Source organism: Cryobacterium sp. PAMC25264, assembly GCF_019443325.1.
Classification (GTDB): Bacteria; Actinomycetota; Actinomycetes; order Actinomycetales; family Microbacteriaceae; genus Cryobacterium.
The window spans coordinates 3,300,414-3,315,458 of sequence record NZ_CP080383.1 but is presented as its reverse complement, the minus strand read 5'-3'; the positions used below and the strand labels follow the sequence as shown (position 1 = coordinate 3,315,458).

Annotated in this window: 18 protein-coding genes; 10 read left to right on the top strand and 8 right to left on the bottom strand. The window is 68.7% G+C overall.

Features of this window, described 5'->3' with window-relative positions:
* Positions 1-126 precede the first annotated feature (126 nt).
* Positions 127-528, bottom strand: coding sequence for a hypothetical protein (locus KY500_RS15475; protein ID WP_219901307.1), 402 nt, complete (start codon positions 526-528; stop codon positions 127-129).
* Between the two features lie 226 nt (positions 529-754).
* Between KY500_RS15475 and KY500_RS15470 the strand changes: the two genes are divergently transcribed.
* The 3 genes from KY500_RS15470 to KY500_RS15460 are packed head-to-tail and all read left to right on the top strand — an operon-like array spanning position 755 to position 3,028.
* Positions 755-1,879 carry a DNA alkylation repair protein gene (locus KY500_RS15470; protein ID WP_219901306.1) on the top strand — a complete coding sequence of 375 codons (1,125 nt, stop codon included), beginning with the start codon at positions 755-757 and terminating at the stop codon, positions 1,877-1,879.
* 56 nt (positions 1,880-1,935) lie between these two features.
* On the top strand, positions 1,936-2,526 hold the full coding sequence (locus KY500_RS15465) for a TetR/AcrR family transcriptional regulator (RefSeq protein WP_219901305.1): 591 nt from the start codon (positions 1,936-1,938) through the stop codon (positions 2,524-2,526).
* 7 nt (positions 2,527-2,533) lie between these two features.
* Positions 2,534-3,028 (top strand): FBP domain-containing protein, encoded by a 495-nt coding sequence (locus tag KY500_RS15460; protein ID WP_219901304.1) that lies wholly within the window; start codon positions 2,534-2,536, stop codon positions 3,026-3,028.
* A gap of 10 nt (positions 3,029-3,038) precedes the next feature.
* Here KY500_RS15460 and KY500_RS15455 read toward each other — a convergent pair whose 3' ends face one another.
* The 3 genes from KY500_RS15455 to KY500_RS15445 form a co-directional block, all read right to left on the bottom strand.
* Positions 3,039-4,223 (bottom strand): YbdK family carboxylate-amine ligase, encoded by a 1,185-nt coding sequence (locus tag KY500_RS15455; protein ID WP_219901303.1) that lies wholly within the window; start codon positions 4,221-4,223, stop codon positions 3,039-3,041.
* A gap of 151 nt (positions 4,224-4,374) precedes the next feature.
* On the bottom strand, positions 4,375-5,175 hold the full coding sequence (locus tag KY500_RS15450; RefSeq protein ID WP_219901302.1) for an isocitrate lyase/phosphoenolpyruvate mutase family protein: 801 nt from the start codon (positions 5,173-5,175) through the stop codon (positions 4,375-4,377).
* Between the two features lie 62 nt (positions 5,176-5,237).
* Positions 5,238-5,909 carry a DNA-3-methyladenine glycosylase gene (locus tag KY500_RS15445; protein ID WP_219901301.1) on the bottom strand — a complete coding sequence of 224 codons (672 nt, stop codon included), beginning with the start codon at positions 5,907-5,909 and terminating at the stop codon, positions 5,238-5,240.
* A gap of 127 nt (positions 5,910-6,036) precedes the next feature.
* Between KY500_RS15445 and KY500_RS15440 the strand changes: the two genes are divergently transcribed.
* From KY500_RS15440 to KY500_RS15430, 3 genes are all read left to right on the top strand, one after another.
* Positions 6,037-6,303: a hypothetical protein gene (locus KY500_RS15440; protein ID WP_219901300.1), complete on the top strand. Its 267-nt coding sequence runs from the start codon at positions 6,037-6,039 to the stop codon at positions 6,301-6,303.
* A 171-nt stretch (positions 6,304-6,474) separates the two neighbouring features.
* A complete protein-coding gene (locus tag KY500_RS15435) occupies positions 6,475-7,017 on the top strand; it encodes a hypothetical protein (protein ID WP_219901299.1) in 543 nt (180 codons plus the stop codon).
* Positions 7,018-7,021: 4 nt separating this feature from the next.
* Positions 7,022-7,585, top strand: a complete 564-nt coding sequence (locus KY500_RS15430) for a hypothetical protein (RefSeq protein WP_219901298.1) — start codon at positions 7,022-7,024, stop codon at positions 7,583-7,585.
* A 6-nt stretch (positions 7,586-7,591) separates the two neighbouring features.
* Here the strand turns inward: KY500_RS15430 and KY500_RS15425 are convergent, their stop codons facing one another.
* The 3 genes from KY500_RS15425 to KY500_RS15415 all read right to left on the bottom strand — a co-directional run bounded on the left by KY500_RS15425 (position 7,592) and on the right by KY500_RS15415 (position 9,989).
* Complete coding sequence (locus KY500_RS15425) at positions 7,592-8,914, bottom strand: MFS transporter (RefSeq protein WP_219901297.1); 1,323 nt, start codon at positions 8,912-8,914, stop codon at positions 7,592-7,594.
* 75 nt (positions 8,915-8,989) lie between these two features.
* Positions 8,990-9,493, bottom strand: a complete 504-nt coding sequence (locus tag KY500_RS15420) for a GNAT family N-acetyltransferase (RefSeq protein WP_219901296.1) — start codon at positions 9,491-9,493, stop codon at positions 8,990-8,992.
* Between the two features lie 70 nt (positions 9,494-9,563).
* Positions 9,564-9,989: a helix-turn-helix domain-containing protein gene (locus KY500_RS15415; protein WP_219901295.1), complete on the bottom strand. Its 426-nt coding sequence runs from the start codon at positions 9,987-9,989 to the stop codon at positions 9,564-9,566.
* 151 nt (positions 9,990-10,140) lie between these two features.
* On the opposite strand from KY500_RS15415, the gene KY500_RS15410 reads away from it, so the two are divergent.
* Together KY500_RS15410 and KY500_RS15405 are read left to right on the top strand one after the other, a co-directional pair.
* Positions 10,141-11,013: an aldo/keto reductase family oxidoreductase gene (locus KY500_RS15410; RefSeq protein WP_219901294.1), complete on the top strand. Its 873-nt coding sequence runs from the start codon at positions 10,141-10,143 to the stop codon at positions 11,011-11,013.
* 206 nt (positions 11,014-11,219) lie between these two features.
* A complete protein-coding gene (locus tag KY500_RS15405) occupies positions 11,220-11,843 on the top strand; it encodes a hypothetical protein (protein WP_219901293.1) in 624 nt (207 codons plus the stop codon).
* Between the two features lie 117 nt (positions 11,844-11,960).
* Here KY500_RS15405 and KY500_RS15400 read toward each other — a convergent pair whose 3' ends face one another.
* The gene (locus KY500_RS15400; RefSeq protein ID WP_219901292.1) at positions 11,961-12,863 is read right to left on the bottom strand and encodes a LysR family transcriptional regulator; all 903 of its coding nucleotides are present in this window, start codon (positions 12,861-12,863) and stop codon (positions 11,961-11,963) included.
* Positions 12,864-12,935: 72 nt separating this feature from the next.
* Between KY500_RS15400 and KY500_RS15395 the strand changes: the two genes are divergently transcribed.
* On the top strand, positions 12,936-13,958 hold the full coding sequence (locus KY500_RS15395; protein WP_219901291.1) for a DMT family transporter: 1,023 nt from the start codon (positions 12,936-12,938) through the stop codon (positions 13,956-13,958).
* A 151-nt stretch (positions 13,959-14,109) separates the two neighbouring features.
* Entirely contained in the window at positions 14,110-14,898 is a 789-nt protein-coding gene (locus tag KY500_RS15390) for a hypothetical protein (protein WP_219901290.1), read from the top strand.
* Positions 14,899-15,045 lie beyond the last annotated feature (147 nt).

Here is a 15,045-nt window from a genome sequence, read left to right as displayed (position 1 = left end):
TGCGCCGGCCGGAGCGGCAGTCGGTGGGACCGGGCCCACTCTCCAGCGTCGACCTGGGCGTGAGCCCCGTGACGGCAACCGCCTCGCGGCCCTCTGATTGACCAGAGGGTGGCACTGACGTGGCAACTATCGTGAGCGTTTGATGGCGGTGAACCAGACGGACAGCGGTCGAGTCGTGAGGAGAATCAGAACGCCGAAGAGCGTCTGGCTCACCACGCCACAGAGCGAAAGGCCGCCTATCGTGGCATAGACCGTGGAATTCACGCCGACATCGATCACAATGACGACGACACCGAGGATGACGCCGGCCTGCTTCTTCAACAGGAGGAGAACAACGACGAGGGGATCCACCACCGCCAACGAGATCCAGAACAGGCGAAGCGGAGCGGGGAAGGACTCATAGACGTTCGCACCGCCCAACAGCAAGTCGGCGGCGTGTGTGCTGGTGCCGATCAGGAAGCCAACAATCCAGAGAACCTGAAAGACTCGTACCTTGCCGGCCAATCGAAATGAGTGAGTGTCGGTCACCCGCGCCTGCTCCTCCCGACGATGCACCTCGTCCTCGTGTGCTCACCATACCCGAGCGCAAAACGGCCCAACGTAAACGCCCACAACCAGGCTCCAATCGCCCTCACCCGAGGACGCTGCGACGTTCCTCCACACCATGCTCCGAAACGGTACCCTCTACAAAACCGACCACCGACTCACCGCTCGACAAAAACATAGGGGCAACCCCGTCCCCAAATGGAGCCGCATGCCCTTCGCCGACGAACTCATCGGAGTCTCCACCGCCCGGGCGCTCGCCGCGGCGATCCAGGCCGCCGCCCCGCGCGCCGAGCTGCCCACCCTGCACGACGCGGCCGACGCGCTCGGGCCACTGTCGCTGCGGGAGCGCAGTGACCTGCTGCGTGATGCCCTGCTGGCTGACCTGCCCGGCGATTACGACAGCTTTGCCGGCACCATCCGCGGCGCGGCCGCCGGCCCGCTGCCCTTCGATGGCTGGCTGATCTGGCCGGTCACCACCGCCATCGCCCGAAAGGCCATCGACGCCGGCACCGGGGTGGCGTTCGACGACGGCATGCGGATGCTCGCCGCCCTCACCCCGCGGCTCACGGCCGAGTTCGCCATTCGCTTGCTGCTCGCCCACGACCTCGCCCGGGCCCTGCCGATCGTGCTCGACTGGACAGGTTCCGCCGACCCGGCCGTGCGCCGGCTGGCCTCCGAGGGCACCCGGCCGTTCCTGCCCTGGGCCGTCCGGGTGCCGGCCCTGCTGAACGACCCCACCGCCACCCTGCCCGTGCTGCACGCGCTCTACCGGGACGACGACGAGGTGGTGCGCCGGTCGGTGGCCAACCACCTCAACGACCTCAGCCGGCACCAGCCCGACCTGGTCACCGCCACCACGGCCGCCTGGCTGGCCGCCCCAGACGAGAACACCGCGCAGCTCGTGCGGCACGCGCTGCGCACCCTGGTCAAGACGGGCAACCCGCAGGCGTTGGCCCAGCTCGGCTTCCACCCCGCCGAGGTGGAGGTGCACGGGCCGGAGTTGGATGCCACGGACGTGGACTTCGGCGGCACAATCGGATTCACCGTGAGCATCCGCAACGCCGGCGCAGAGTCGTCCCGACTCGCGGTGGACTACGTCGTGCACCACCAGAAGGCCAACGGCACGCTGGCCGGCAAGACCTTCAAGCTCACCACGGTGACCCTGGCGCCGGGCGAGCGGGTGGAACTCCGGCGCACCCACTCGTTCCGAGCCATCACCACCCGGCGCTACTACCCGGGCGAGCACGCGCTCGAGATTCAGGTGAACGGGGTGGCCTCGGGCCGCGCTCAGTTCCGGCTGCTGGCGGAAGTCGGCGACGCGAAACTCGACTGAACCGCAACCGTTCCTATAGGGTGTAGTTAATCCACTACACCCCATAGGAGTTCGGTATGCAACGACCGGGACTGACCGAAGCGCGACTCGTCGAGGCCGCCGCCGAGCTGGCGGACGCCAGCGGGCTGCCGGCGGTGACGGTGTCGGCACTCGCCCGCCGGTTCGACGTGCGGCCGGCCAGCGTCTACTCGCACACCGCAGGGCTCGACGCCCTACTTGATGCGACCGCGGCCTTCGCGCTCGGAGAGCTCGGCGACCGGCTGGCCGAGACCCTGCCGGGAAAGGCCGGCCGGGACGCCCTCTTCGCGTTCGCCGACGCGCACCGCGACTACGCCCGCGCCCACCCCGGCCGGTGGCAGGTCGCGCAACGCCGCGCCGCCCCCGATACCGTGGCCGCCGCCGCCGGCGGCCGGATCGCCCGGGCGGCCCGCGGAATCGTGAGCGGCTACGGCCTGACGCCCGACGACGAGGTGCACGCCGTGCGCCTCATCGGCAGCGCCATCAACGGTTTCGTCGCGCTCGAGGCCGGCGGCGGCTTCGAGCACTCGACCCCGCCGGCCGCCGAGAGCTGGGCGCGAGTGCTCGACGCCGTCGATACGTCGCTCCGCAACTGGCCCGCACACTCCCTCGACCCCACCATTGATTGAGATCCGCATGTTCCCCCTCACCCCCACCGCCATCAAGGCCTCCTTCGTGAACGCCTCCCGCAAGGTCGTCGCGGACATCACCCTGCCGAAGAGTTTCGACGAGATCGACTGGCCCGCTCAGGACTTCCTCGGCTGGACCGATCCCAAGATGAAACGCCGCGCCTACGTGGTCGTTCCCGTCGACGACGGCGAGCCCGTCGGCATCGTGCTCCGGCAGGCGGATGCATCGCCGGCCCGCCGCGCCCAGTGCTCCTGGTGCCGGGACGTGAAGCTACCCAACGAGGTGGTGCTCTTCAGCGCTCAACGCGCCGGGTCCTCCGGCCGCAACGGCAACACCATCGCCACCTGGGTCTGCGCCGAGTTCCAGTGTTCCGTCAACGTGCGCAAGCTGCCCTCGATGGCCTATATCGGCTTCGACGTGGACGCCGCCCGCCTGGAGCGTATGGCCATGCTCCGCACCCGCTCGGCCGGGTTCGTGTCCGAGGTCCTGGCCGCCGGGTAGGCACCCCGCATCAGGTGCGCGCCGGGTCGTACAGCCCGCGCAGCCCGGCGAGACCATCGCTCTGCAGTGCGTGTCGCTGCGCTTGGGCGCCGGTGCCCGACACCCAGAGCCGATCGAGCAGTGCGGCGACCCGCAGCTGGTCCCCGGCGATGGTCAGGGCATCATCCACCTGGTGCAGCAGGCCGTCCACCACCGTGCGTGCCGGTGCCAGCTCCCGGGTTACGGGATGGAGCAGCCGGCCGCCGATACCGTCCCTGGAGGCGTGAAAGAGCGACGCGTCCAGCAACTCCGGCTCCAGCTCCGGCGGCGGCGCACCCCGGACGGCGCTGGCCAGGCCGGTGATGACCAGGCCCCGAACAAGCGCCGCCAGGAGCGCCGCTGAGCCGGGGTCGAGCTGGGCGTCGGCGACCCGCACCTCCAGGGTGGGATACCGTTCCGACAACCGGGCGTACCAGGCCACGGTGGCCGTGTCCACGGTGCCGGCCACGCCGACCAGCCGACGGATGCGCCGGTCGTAGTCGGCCGCATCCGCGAACGCGGGCGGGCATCCGGTCGTGGCCCACCGCCGCATGATCACGGCCCGCCAGGACTCGAACCCGGTGTCACGGCCCCGCCAGAAGGGCGAGTTGCCGCTGAGTGCCATCAGGGTGGGCAGCCAGACCCGCACGTGGTTGAGTGCCTGCACCCCGGCCTCCCGGTCGGGCACGCCCACGTGCACATGGGTGGCGCAGATCTGGTGGTCCCGCACGATATCGCCCAGGCCGGCCCGGATCTGCTGGTACCGGCTCGACCGCGTGACGGCCGTCACGGCCTCGGCGTCGAACGGGGTGCCCGTTGCGACGGCCAGCACACCGTGCGATCGGGCCGCGGAGGTGAGGCGGCCGCGAAACCGGGCCAGGTCGGCCTCGGCCTCGGCGTCGAACGGGGTGCCCGTTGCGACGGCCAGCACACCGTGCGATCGGGCCGCGGAGGTGAGGCGGCCGCGAAACCGGGCCAGGTCGGCCTCGGCCTCGTCGAGACCGGTGAAGACGGGGGTGGCCCGTTCCACCTGCGAGGTGAGGAACTCGTGTGTGACGAGGCCGGTCGTGGTCGTCTCCGGTTCCAGCTCGCCCAGAACCGCGTCCGCCGCACCGACCGGCCGGAGGGTGTGCGGGTCGATGAGGAAGTACTCCTCCTCCACACCAAAGGTCGTCATGCTTCCCCCTCGAGAGATCGGCATGCCCGCCGCTCGAACCGAGGTGCACGAGACGGACCAGGCAGCAGCATCCTGACACCGACCGGTCACGAGGGAAACGGGCCGCCCAGCCCCGGCCGCGTCGCGCGTCGGCCGGGGGAGGCGGCACCGGTTAGATCTCGAAGGGGAAGCCGAGGTCGTCGGGGTAGTCGCCGAGGGCCGTGAGCTGGGTGGCGGCCCTCTGCAGCGCGGCGAGGGCGAGGCCCAGGGTGCCGGGGCCGAAGCTCACCCGGGAGACGCCGAGTTCGGCCAGCCGGGGTAGCGGCACGGCGCCGGGGTGGCCGATCACCGAGAGGCGCCCGTTCACCTCGTCGAGGGCGCGCTTGACCTTGTCTTCATCGCCGAGGCCGAGGAAGAAGACCACGTCGGCGCCGGCATCGAGGTAGGCGTTGGCGCGCTGAACGGCTTCGGCCCACTCGCCGCCGCCGGCCAGGGTGTCCACCCGGGCGTTGATCACCAGGGGAACGCCGGCCTCCTCGGCACCCGCGCGGGCGGCTGCCACGCGCGCTGCGGCGGTGGCGATATCGAACTGCGGAGCCTTCGGCGCACCGACCGAGTCCTCGAGGTTGATGCCCGCGGCACCCGCCTCCTCGATGAGGCGACGCACATTCCGGGTCACGCCAGCGGTATCCGCTGCGTAGCCCTTCTCGAAGTCGATCGAGACCGGCAGATCGGTGGCACCCGTGATGATGCGGGCGGCGATGATGGCCTCGTCCACGCTCAGGCCCTCGCCATCCTGCAGTCCGCGTACGTTGGACACGGAGTGCGAGGCGCTGGCCAGGGCCTTCACGCCGGGGGCTTCGGAGACGATCTTCGCCGTGATGGCGTCCCACACGTTGGTCACGACGAGCGGCGTGCCGGGCACGTGCAGAGCGTTGAGGAGTTCGGCCTTCTGGATGAGTGAGTTGGTCATCGCACCAGTCTGCCCCGACCGCCCGCGCCGGTGCCGGTGGATTTCGGACCGAGACGCAATGGTCAGGCTTCGTTCAGCGAACCGTCAGGATGCCGCGGAGGGCGGGCCTTCTTGTAGGCGGAGACAGATGGCTCGCCGGGCAGCCAGTACCGCCAGGGGAAGTTCTCGGTGCCGCTCGGGCCGCTGAGGCCCACGCGTGGCCCGGTGAGGTGCGGCACGGCGACCGGATGCTCGGGCACCCAGACGCTCCACTGCCCGCCGAACAGGTCGTCGCCGTCGTTCTCCCGGGTGGCCGCCAGACTCTGCGCCACGCACGCCGGGCCGCGGGCCAGCTCCCAGTCGCGGAGCAGGCTGCTGCGCGGCTTCTTCAGGCGCCGGGCGCGGGCGAGGTCGACACCCGCCATCACCTCACCGGCGCGGATCAGGCAGCCATAGGGTTGACCGGCCTGGCCGGTGACGAGGTTGATCGCGTGGTGCATCCCGTAGGTGAAATAGCAGTAGAGGTGCCCAGGCTCGCCGAACATGCTCGCGGTGCGGGCCGTCTTGCCCCGGTAGGCGTGGGCACCCGGGTCGCGCTCGCCGCCGTACGCCTCCACCTCGGTGAGGCGGATGGCTACGGTGCCGTGCGCATCCGACCGTTGCAGCACACAGCCCAACAGCGCGGGCCCCACCTCGAGCGAGTCGCGGGCGAAAAAGTCCCGCGTCGCCAGCTGCAAGCCCGTGAGATGTTCCATCGCTCCACCGTACCTGCGAGACCGCACCCGCGAGCCGCCCGGTTCACCCACGCGCGGCCGGGCCTGTCAAGCGGTATACACGTTCGTTCCCAGGGGCCTACTCTGAGGTGTCGATCGAGGAGGCGTGATGCAGGTGTATACCCTCACGGTCGGCGATCGCCCGTTCCGGTTGCAGAGGTCGTGCGATGTGGCCGAACTCGCGACGGCACTCACCAGCGCGGTGCGAGACGGCGGCGGAATGGTCTCGCTGCCCGTTGCCGGAGACGTCGCGGTGGCGGTTCTCGTGTCGCCGGGCGTGTGCGTGGTGCTGGAAATCCACGACGTGGAACTGGCGGCCGCCGTGACAGGTGAGGTCGACTTTCCGTGGCTCGCCGCGGATGACCTCGAGTACTGACATTCACCCTTTCGCCGAAATAGTATGCAATTCGGCCCCACGCACGAGGGTTCGATCGGGTCGACAGCCGGCGCCCGGGCCTGTCGAAATCCGGCCGGACCGGCCCCGATTCAACACGCCCGGGAGCGATCGTGCCTGTCATCGGGGCCTCGACTGCGGTTGACTGAATCGATGGGGAACACGCGGAACACCTGTCGAACCGTCTTGATCGCTCTGGGGGGAATCACCCTCGCGGCTGGATTGGCCGCCTGCACGCCCGGTCAACCCGAGCCCACCGCCAGCGCTCCGGACGCGTCCAGCGCCTCTCCCGCCGTGACGGCCACGCCCACTCCGACGGCCTTCATCGATCCAGCCGAAACCGCCGCCTGGGCCGCCGGCGCCGTGCCCACCAGCGGTTCGGACGGATTCAAGCTGGCCCAGAACGGACGATTCCAGGGTGATGCGCCGGGGTCGTTCTCCCTCACGGCGTCGACCCTGCCGGCCGGCAGCTACTCGGTGTATCTGGCGTGCCGAGGCGACGCGGACACCACCGTGACCCTCAGCGCGAACAACGACGTCGGCACGACGCTGACCAGCGGATGCTCCGACGTGTCCTCGGGCATGACGTTCTCCACCACCAGCGATGGTACGGAATTCACCCTGCTCAGCGACAGCGAAGCGCCCGTGGAATGGGCTCTCGCTGTCACCGAGTTGCTGCCCGGTGCGGAAGGGTGATGCCATGAGTCGCGCGCAGAGACGTTCGCGCACCCTCATCGGCGCCCTGGGAATTCTGACCGCGACGGTGGGACTGACGGCGTGCAGCAGCGCCGGCGGACCGGCGGCCGGCGGCACCCCCGCGTCGGTTCCCAGTGCCTCGGCCACTCCGACGGCAGCACGCACCCCGACGGCAGCACCCACCCCGACACCAGTCGCTACCTGGAACGCCGACGCGTCGGCGAAATTCGCTGGCGAGGTATTCCCGATCACCGGAACCGACCAGTACGTCTTCTACACGAACAGCCAGGTCACGGCCGCCCAGGACAGCGGGTCCGGCGTCGCGGCCGACGTCGCTCCGGGCAGCTACGAACTGCGACTGGCCTGTCAGGGCGGCGACGACAACTCGATCACCATCACCGCGTCATCCCCGGGTGTCGAACCCACCGAGGTCACCGCGTCTTGCGACGAGACCATACAGTCGGTGCCCTTCACCATGGTCAATACGGGGGCCACGCTGAATTCGGTCGGCACCGGAACCGATCCGGTGCTCTGGGCCGCCGTCATCGCGACCCTCCCCGGCGGCTAGATCGGCTCAGGCCATCCGGCTGGGCTTGGCACGCACCGGCAGCAGCAGGAGCAGCCCCACCAGCAGCACGAGCACGATGCCCAGGATGCCCCAATAGGTTTCGCCGAACAGCGTCACCATGAGCGCGAACGCGGTGGGCGCCAGGAAGCTGGCGGCCCGGCCGGTGGTGGCGTACAGGCCGAACACCTCGCCCTCCCGGCCGGCCGGGATGATGCGGGCCAGGAACGTGCGGCTGGCGGACTGGGCCGGGCCGACGAACAGGCAGAGGGCGAGTCCGGCCGTCCAGAAGACGATCTGGCCGCCGTCGTGCAGTAGGAACACCAGGCTGCCGCTGACGATCAGGCCGACCAGGGCCGTGATGATCACGGGCTTGGCGCCGAGCTTGTCGTCGAGCACACCCACGCTGATGGTGGCGATGCCGGCGACCACGTTGGCGGCGATGGCGAAGATGATCACCTCGCCGGGCGAGAATCCGAACGCCGAGGCGGCGAGCACCCCGCCGAACGTGAACACCCCGGCCAGGCCGTCCCGGAACACGGCGCTCGCCACGAGGAAGTACACGGTCTGGCGGCTGGTGCGCCAGAGCCGGGCCACGTCGTGGCCGAGCTCCACGTAGGACTGCAGGAAGCCCACCTTGGCGCGCCGTTCGGCATCCGGAGCCTGGTACTCGGGCACCCGTAGCAGCAGCGGCAGCGCGAACAGGCCGAACCAGGCCGCGGCGATGAGCATGGTCACCCGCACCGACAGACCGTTCTCGCTGGTGACGCCGAACAGGCCCACCTCGGGGTTGATGAAGCCGAAGTACACGATGAGCAGCAGCACGATGCCGCCGATGTAGCCCATGCCCCAGCCGAAGCCGCTGACCTTGCCGATGGTGCGCGGGGTGGATACCTGGGCGAGCATGGCGTTGTAACTCACCCCGGCCAGCTCGAAGAACACATTGCCCGCGGCGAGCAGCACCAGGCCCAGGAGCAGGTAGTCGGGGGAGGCTTGCACGAAGAACATGGCGGCGGTGAGGGCGACCACGATGAAGGTGTTCACGCCGAGCCAGTACTTGCGCCGGCCGGAGGAGTCCGAGCGGGCGCCGGTGACGGGGGCCAGTACCGCGATGAGGAAGCCCGCGATGGCCAGCGCCCAGCCCAGCTGGGCGGCGATGACGTCTTTGTCGCCGAACGACGAGCCGGTGAGGTACACGGCGAAGACGAAGGTGGTGACCACGGCGTTGAACGCGGCCGACCCCCAGTCCCACAGGCTCCAGGCGAGCACGGCGGCGCGGGTGGGGGTGGGGCCGGCCGGGCTGGAGGTGGCGCCGTCGAGTGTCTCGGTCATGAGGCCAGACTAAGGCCGCACGGTGAACAGCGGGCGACGGATGTGCCCGCGCCCACGATCAGATTCCGGCCGGGCTCAGACCGGCGGGGGCGTCTCGAGGGAGCGGTACATCACGTGCAGGCCCACCGGGCCGTTGACCGGGTGCCGGAATGCGGCGGGAACCGTGGCCAGCACGGTGAAACCCAGCGACTTCCACAGGCTCACCGCGTTGTGGTTGGTTTCGACCACGGCGTTGAACTGCATGGCGTGGAAGCCCGCGTTAGCGGCCTGCACCAGCACGTGCTCGGCCAGGGCTCGGCCGATGCCGCGGCCGGCGGCCTGCGGGGCCACCATGAAGCCGGCGTTGGAGACATGGCCGCCGGCCGCGGGCTGGTTGGGGTGCAGCTCGGCGGTGCCGAGCACCTGGCCGTTGTCGTCAGCCACGAACACGCGCCCGCCCGGCTTGGCCATCCACCAGGTGTGGGCAGCCTCCTCGGTGGTGTCGCGCGGCCAGCAGTACGTCTCGCCGGCCGCCACGACGTCGCGCAGGAACGGCCAGATCTGGACCCAGTCGTCCGCGCGTGCTTCCCGAATTTCCATCCCCCTAAATTACCGGGTCGCTGGGGCCGCCACGTCGAGAAGCCAGTGGCGCAGCGGCCGCGAGCTCGGCTCAGGCGACCTGGGTGTCGTGTGCGGCGCGGTTGGTGAGGACGTCATCCATGTTCATTTCCGCCCAGGACTTGAGGCCGCGCATCAGCTCGTGCAGGGAAAGGCCCAGGGCGGTCAGCTCGTAGGTGACCGTGACGGGCACCGTGGCGGTGGCGGTGCGGGTGATCAGGCCATCGCGCTCGAGGGATCGCAGCGTCTGGGTGAGCATCTTCTGGCTGACCCCAGCCAGAAGCCGGGAGAGTTCTGAAAAGCGCATGGGACGCGGGTCACCGTCGCAGTCGGGGCCGCTGCCGAGTGCGGCGAGGATCAGCGTCACCCATTTGTCGGAAATCCGATCCAGCAGCTTTCGGCTGGGGCACACCGCCAGGAAGGCGTTGTACCTGGCCCGGGCTTCTTCTCGGCGTTGCGCGGCGGTCGACGTCGACATTCGGCGCTCCTTCAGTGGGTGTCTGGGACAGTTCGGGTGACTTAGGCACTCCAAAGTGCCGTCTTCTCAGCGGGAAGTTACTTCACAATACTGGGGCAAGTATCCGTTGGGAACCACCAGCACCCAACCAACCTGATCGGAAGGCCACCCCATGAACACGTCCACCATCTCGCTTCCCGGAGCCACCTGGAACTTGGGCGACCTCACCGTCACCCGGTTCGGCTATGGCGCCATGCAGCTCGCCGGACCCTGGGTCATGGGCCCGCCCGCCGACCACGACGGCGCCATCGCGGTGCTCCGGGAAGCCGTCGACCTGGGCATCACCCACATCGACACCAGCCAGGCCTATGGCCCGCACATCACCAACCAACTGATCCGCGAGGCGCTGCACCCCTATGCGGAGTCGCTGCACGTCGTCACCAAGGTCGGCGCCAACCGCGATGCAGAGGGCGGATGGCCCACGGCCCGTCAGCCCGGCGACCTGCGTCGTTCCGTGCACGAGAACCTGGAGACCCTGGGGCTCGAGGTTCTCGATGTCGTCAACCTGCGGCTGGGCAACGCCGAGGGCCCTGTGGCCGAATCGATCGCCGAGGCGTTCGGCGCCTTGGTCGAGCTCCAGCACGAGGGGCTGATCCGTCAGCTCGGGGTGAGCAACGCGACGGGGGAGCAGGTGGCCGAGGCTCGAGCGATCGCCCCCATCGTGAGCGTGCAGAACATGTACAACCTGGCGTTCCGGCACGACGACGAGCTGATCGACACCCTGGCCGCGGCGGGCATCGCGTATGTGCCGTTCTTCCCGCTCGGCGGCTTCACGCCGCTGCAGTCCACGGCGCTCTCCGCAGTGGCCGCACGGCTCGAGGCCACGCCGATGTCGGTGGCACTGGCCTGGCTGCTGCAGCGCTCACCGAACATCCTGCTGATCCCCGGCACCTCCTCGGTCGCGCACCTGCGCGAGAACGTGGCCGGCGCGGCCCTGGCGTTGTCTGCCGAAGACCTCGCCGAGCTCGACGAGATCGGCCGGTAAACGGGGCGACCACGCGACATCCGTTGCGCGAGCTCGTTCTTGGGAAAAAGTGACTTGAGAAGGATAGAAGCGCTCTCCGCATCCTGTTTTGCTTCCGTTGTCCCAAGAAACGTTCGCTCGATAGCCTCGGGTGACGCACGAACGCGCATATCCCTCCCGCAAACGCACCTGCTCCGCACAGCTCCGTCGAGACCAGAGGTTCACAGATGACCGACTCGTTCTTTCCCGAGATTCCCGCCCGTTCGTATACCGACGACGACGACTTGACACCGTTCGATGTTGCCGGGTGGATGGGGCCGGGCTGGCACGAGATGCCCGTGTCCGTCGGAACGCCGGAAGAGCTGGGCCGGTCCGACTCCACGGTGATACTGGTCGACGGGCTCCGCTGCTTCAGCGAGGGATTCCTGCTGCGGCTGAACATCCGTATCAATGAGGTCGGAGTGCAGGCGCGTCAACGAGTCTTCGCGTACCTGAACCGGGCACACGGTCGCGGCCACATGGATCAGCAGTTCCAGCCCGATGGGCTGCGGTGGGGCATCCAATACAGTGACGGGCGGATGGTTTCCACCCAGAGTGAGTCACCGTGGGCCGGTACCGGGGAGATCGAGACGCTCGCCGGAGAGGGCCCCGTGATCGAGGGCACCGACCGTCCTCAGGTGTTCATGGACTCCTGGTCGCGAGACTTCTGGATCTGGCCGACGCCGCCTCAGGGCGAACTCCTGATCGGCGTCGAATGGGCCGAGCGGGGGATCGCGGAGACGGTCACGCGTTTCGATGCCGAGCCTGTGCGGGAGGGGTCGCGGTTGGTTCGACCCCTTTGGCCACGTTGAGATCCGGCCGGCCCTCCTCGCCTTGCGGTTCCGATCCACTGAGCTGACCATTGGTTCGTTGACTGGTCGACATAGAGGAAGGGCCCGCCAGAGAGCCAACGAAAACAGATCGAATAATCATCGGGCGAGGGCCTCGGCGATGGTCCTGATCTGCGACAGGACCGCCTTCGCGTTGGCACGCTCCAAGGTTTCCGGTCGCGCCAGGCAGTCGATGTGCCGGCCTAGGTCGGTGCGGGCGAGCGGGCGAAGAACCAGGTTCGGATGGTCGCGCAGGTCGGTCGTGTATCGGGGCATCAGTGCGACGCATCCGCTCGTCTCGACCACCGAGGCCGCAACGGCGAACTCGTTGATCTGGTGCAGCACGCGTGCCTCGCGGCCGCCGATGCCCGCGATCACCGACAGGGCTTGCCGGAGCGGGAACCCTTCGTGCACGGCAACCCAGGCCTCGTCGTGGAGATCCGCGGGCTCGATCGCGGCCCTGGCGGCGAGTGGGTGATCGCGGCGGACAGCGATATCGAGCGGCTCGTACAGGAGCGGCTCGACCCGCACCGATGTCGGCCACCGCGGGCTGCCGACCATCCGGTGGGCGAGAACCAGATCGTGATCGGTGGTGAGGAGGGGGAAGTCCTCCTGGGCCACGTCGAAGTCGCTCACCTGCACATCGGGCCGGTCGTGGCTCAGGCTGGCGGCGATCAACGGTGCGAAGACGGCCAGCCCCACGCTGTGGAAGGCCGCCACCGATACCGTGCCCAGCTGGTCACCCTGGAAGCGAGCCACTGCCTGTCCGGCGCGTTCCAACGCCACTTCCACGTCGATCGCCGCCAGCGCCAGCGCCCGCCCGGCGTCGGTGAGCACCGTGCGGCGACCGTCTCTGGCCGTCAACGGAACGGCCGAGGTGCGCTGCAGGGCGCTGATCTGTTGCGATACCGACGAGGGTGTCACGTACAACGCCGCGGCGACGGCGGCAATGCTGCCGCGGTCGCCCAACTCTCGCAACGCTCGCAACTGACCCAGTTCCATAAGGTCAAACTAACGTATTAAGCACAAAACCCCTGTCTTGTCTTAGTTGAGTTCATCCCCGACGATGGTGACATGCCCGCCCTTCTCAGCCGATTCCGCGTCGACCTGCTCCTGCTCCTGGTCGCCGCCAGCTGGGGATCGACGTACCTCGTCGGCAAAGAACTCGTCACACCCCAATCCGTGGTCGCACTCCTCGCGGTCCGGATGCTGTTGGCCGCCGCGGTCATGGCCGCAATCGTGGCCGGGCAGCGGCGCCGCATCACCGCGAGCGAACTGCGGGTGGGAATGCTTCTCGGCGTGGTGCTGGCTGCCGTGTTCGTGTTCGAAACCTTCGGGATCGCCCACACCTCGGCCACGAACGCCGGGCTGATCATCAGCCTGACTATCGTGTTCACCCCGCTCCTCGACTCGGCGGTGTCCGGGCGCCGACTGCCCGGCCGGTTCTTGGTCGCTGCCACGATCGCCATCCTGGGCGTCGCGCTGCTGGCCAGTAACGGCGTCTTCCAGGCGCCGAGTCTGGGGGATGCGCTCATCCTGATCGCAGCGATCATCCGTGCTGTACACGTCACCTCGATGTTCGCCCTATCCGGCACGAGGCCGATGAACTCGCTGCACCTCACCACTGTGCAGCTGGCCACCTGCGCGGTGCTCTTCTCGGTGGCGTCCCTGTTCTACGGCGACTCCATCCCGCACTTCCTTGGCCATCTCGACCCGGGGCGCTGGGGCCTGTTCCTCTATCTGGTCCTGGCCTGCACGGTGTTCGCGTTCCTCGTGCAAACCTGGGCGGTGCGGCGCACCTCACCCTCGCGGGTGAGCCTGCTCCTCGGCACCGAGCCGATCTGGGCCGCCATCGCGGGAATCACGCTCGCTCGTGACGCCGTGGGCCTTGCCGGTGTCCTCGGCATCGCCCTCATCCTCGCCGGCACCGCGTGGGGCCGGTCCCTCGAACAACGGCACCGTACCGCCCCGAGTGTCAGTCGGAGTGCACCCTTGATACCTGCGGTTACGAAAGCGACGGCGTCGCCACCGGGTCTTTATGGCTTACCGGTCCGCTGCGGAGCCGGCGAGCCGGCCGGCAGGGCCCAGGGCACCTGACTCCCGCGGCAAGGCGTTCTCGGTCGGTCGACAGGGCCACGTCACCTCGCGATCTGTGAGTTAAGCCCCGAAATTCGGGGATTTTGGGTGCTTAGGTCACAGGTCGCGACGGCGGTGGGTTGCTGCACCGAGCGCACGATACGTTGTCACTATGGGTAGACCATCCGTCGCAGGACGTGCCGTTGCCGGCATGCTTGCGGCGCTGACCCTCGCGATCACCCTGACCTCCTGCGCCCCGTCGCCGACGACGACCTACCGGGCCGACAGCGGGGAAACGGTCACTGTGGACTGGTCCGACTATCCGGGACACGACGGTATGGATGCCGAGGACGTGCTGCGAGCTCCCCCTGCCGAGGAGATCAGGACGGTGTCGGCCAGCATCCTGGGGGAGATCGAGGCTCGCCTCAGCGATGAATTCAGGCTCGAATGGGAAGACGGGCCCTCTGGCGGCGAGGGCACGTTTTTCCCGCAGGAGGGCAACGGCTACGGCGGGGATTCGTTGTACGTCACGTTCAACTCGGCCGGACGCGAGAGCTTGAGCATCCCCTCACGTGCGGAGGACTGGACTCGCATCATGCAGCTCATCTCCGATGTCACCAGCGCGTACGGCCTGGGCGCACTGGAGCGTGAAAGCATCGATCCCGACCGTTCGGCCGAGAGCGCCGAGCGGTCTGGATCAGACGACCCGGCCGCACAATGGCAATGGTTCGGCACCGCATTCGGGGATTCGCAGTGGGTGTCGGTGTCCATGAACGACATCGACCGGGATCGGTCCGGCAAAGCGGCAGGTGAGATAGGGGTCGACAATGGCTGGAACGCTCGGTCGGTCCAGATCTCGTACGGTGCCACGACCTTGGGGTCGGAGGACCGAGCCGCCTTCCTCGATCGGATTGAACCGTTCGAGGGATTGCCACAACCACAGGCGACCACCTCCGGCTGAGCCCCGCCGTGGGCGAGCCCCTGCGCGCCAGACGGTGACGGTTCGGTTGCCGCGCCGGGGATTGTCATGCTCCTCCTGGTCCTGCCCAGGCGGGGTGGAGCTGGGAGCAGGTCAATGCCAGAAGGTCGAGCTCGGCAGCCGCACAAC

What these genes read in the sequence shown, in the direction of transcription:
- KY500_RS15470 (WP_219901306.1), top strand. Translation starts at nt 755, where the DNA reads ATGCCCTTCGCCGACGAACTCATCGGAGTCTCCACCGCCCGGGCGCTC.
- KY500_RS15465 (WP_219901305.1), top strand. Translation starts at nt 1,936, where the DNA reads ATGCAACGACCGGGACTGACCGAAGCGCGACTCGTCGAGGCCGCCGCC.
- KY500_RS15460 (WP_219901304.1), top strand. Translation starts at nt 2,534, where the DNA reads ATGTTCCCCCTCACCCCCACCGCCATCAAGGCCTCCTTCGTGAACGCC.
- KY500_RS15455 (WP_219901303.1), bottom strand. Translation starts at nt 4,223, where the DNA reads ATGACGACCTTTGGTGTGGAGGAGGAGTACTTCCTCATCGACCCGCAC.
- KY500_RS15450 (WP_219901302.1), bottom strand. Translation starts at nt 5,175, where the DNA reads ATGACCAACTCACTCATCCAGAAGGCCGAACTCCTCAACGCTCTGCAC.
- KY500_RS15445 (WP_219901301.1), bottom strand. Translation starts at nt 5,909, where the DNA reads ATGGAACATCTCACGGGCTTGCAGCTGGCGACGCGGGACTTTTTCGCC.
- KY500_RS15440 (WP_219901300.1), top strand. Translation starts at nt 6,037, where the DNA reads ATGCAGGTGTATACCCTCACGGTCGGCGATCGCCCGTTCCGGTTGCAG.
- KY500_RS15435 (WP_219901299.1), top strand. Translation starts at nt 6,475, where the DNA reads ATGGGGAACACGCGGAACACCTGTCGAACCGTCTTGATCGCTCTGGGG.
- KY500_RS15430 (WP_219901298.1), top strand. Translation starts at nt 7,022, where the DNA reads ATGAGTCGCGCGCAGAGACGTTCGCGCACCCTCATCGGCGCCCTGGGA.
- KY500_RS15425 (WP_219901297.1), bottom strand. Translation starts at nt 8,914, where the DNA reads ATGACCGAGACACTCGACGGCGCCACCTCCAGCCCGGCCGGCCCCACC.
- KY500_RS15420 (WP_219901296.1), bottom strand. Translation starts at nt 9,493, where the DNA reads ATGGAAATTCGGGAAGCACGCGCGGACGACTGGGTCCAGATCTGGCCG.
- KY500_RS15415 (WP_219901295.1), bottom strand. Translation starts at nt 9,989, where the DNA reads ATGTCGACGTCGACCGCCGCGCAACGCCGAGAAGAAGCCCGGGCCAGG.
- KY500_RS15410 (WP_219901294.1), top strand. Translation starts at nt 10,141, where the DNA reads ATGAACACGTCCACCATCTCGCTTCCCGGAGCCACCTGGAACTTGGGC.
- KY500_RS15405 (WP_219901293.1), top strand. Translation starts at nt 11,220, where the DNA reads ATGACCGACTCGTTCTTTCCCGAGATTCCCGCCCGTTCGTATACCGAC.
- KY500_RS15400 (WP_219901292.1), bottom strand. Translation starts at nt 12,863, where the DNA reads ATGGAACTGGGTCAGTTGCGAGCGTTGCGAGAGTTGGGCGACCGCGGC.
- KY500_RS15395 (WP_219901291.1), top strand. Translation starts at nt 12,936, where the DNA reads ATGCCCGCCCTTCTCAGCCGATTCCGCGTCGACCTGCTCCTGCTCCTG.
- KY500_RS15390 (WP_219901290.1), top strand. Translation starts at nt 14,110, where the DNA reads ATGGGTAGACCATCCGTCGCAGGACGTGCCGTTGCCGGCATGCTTGCG.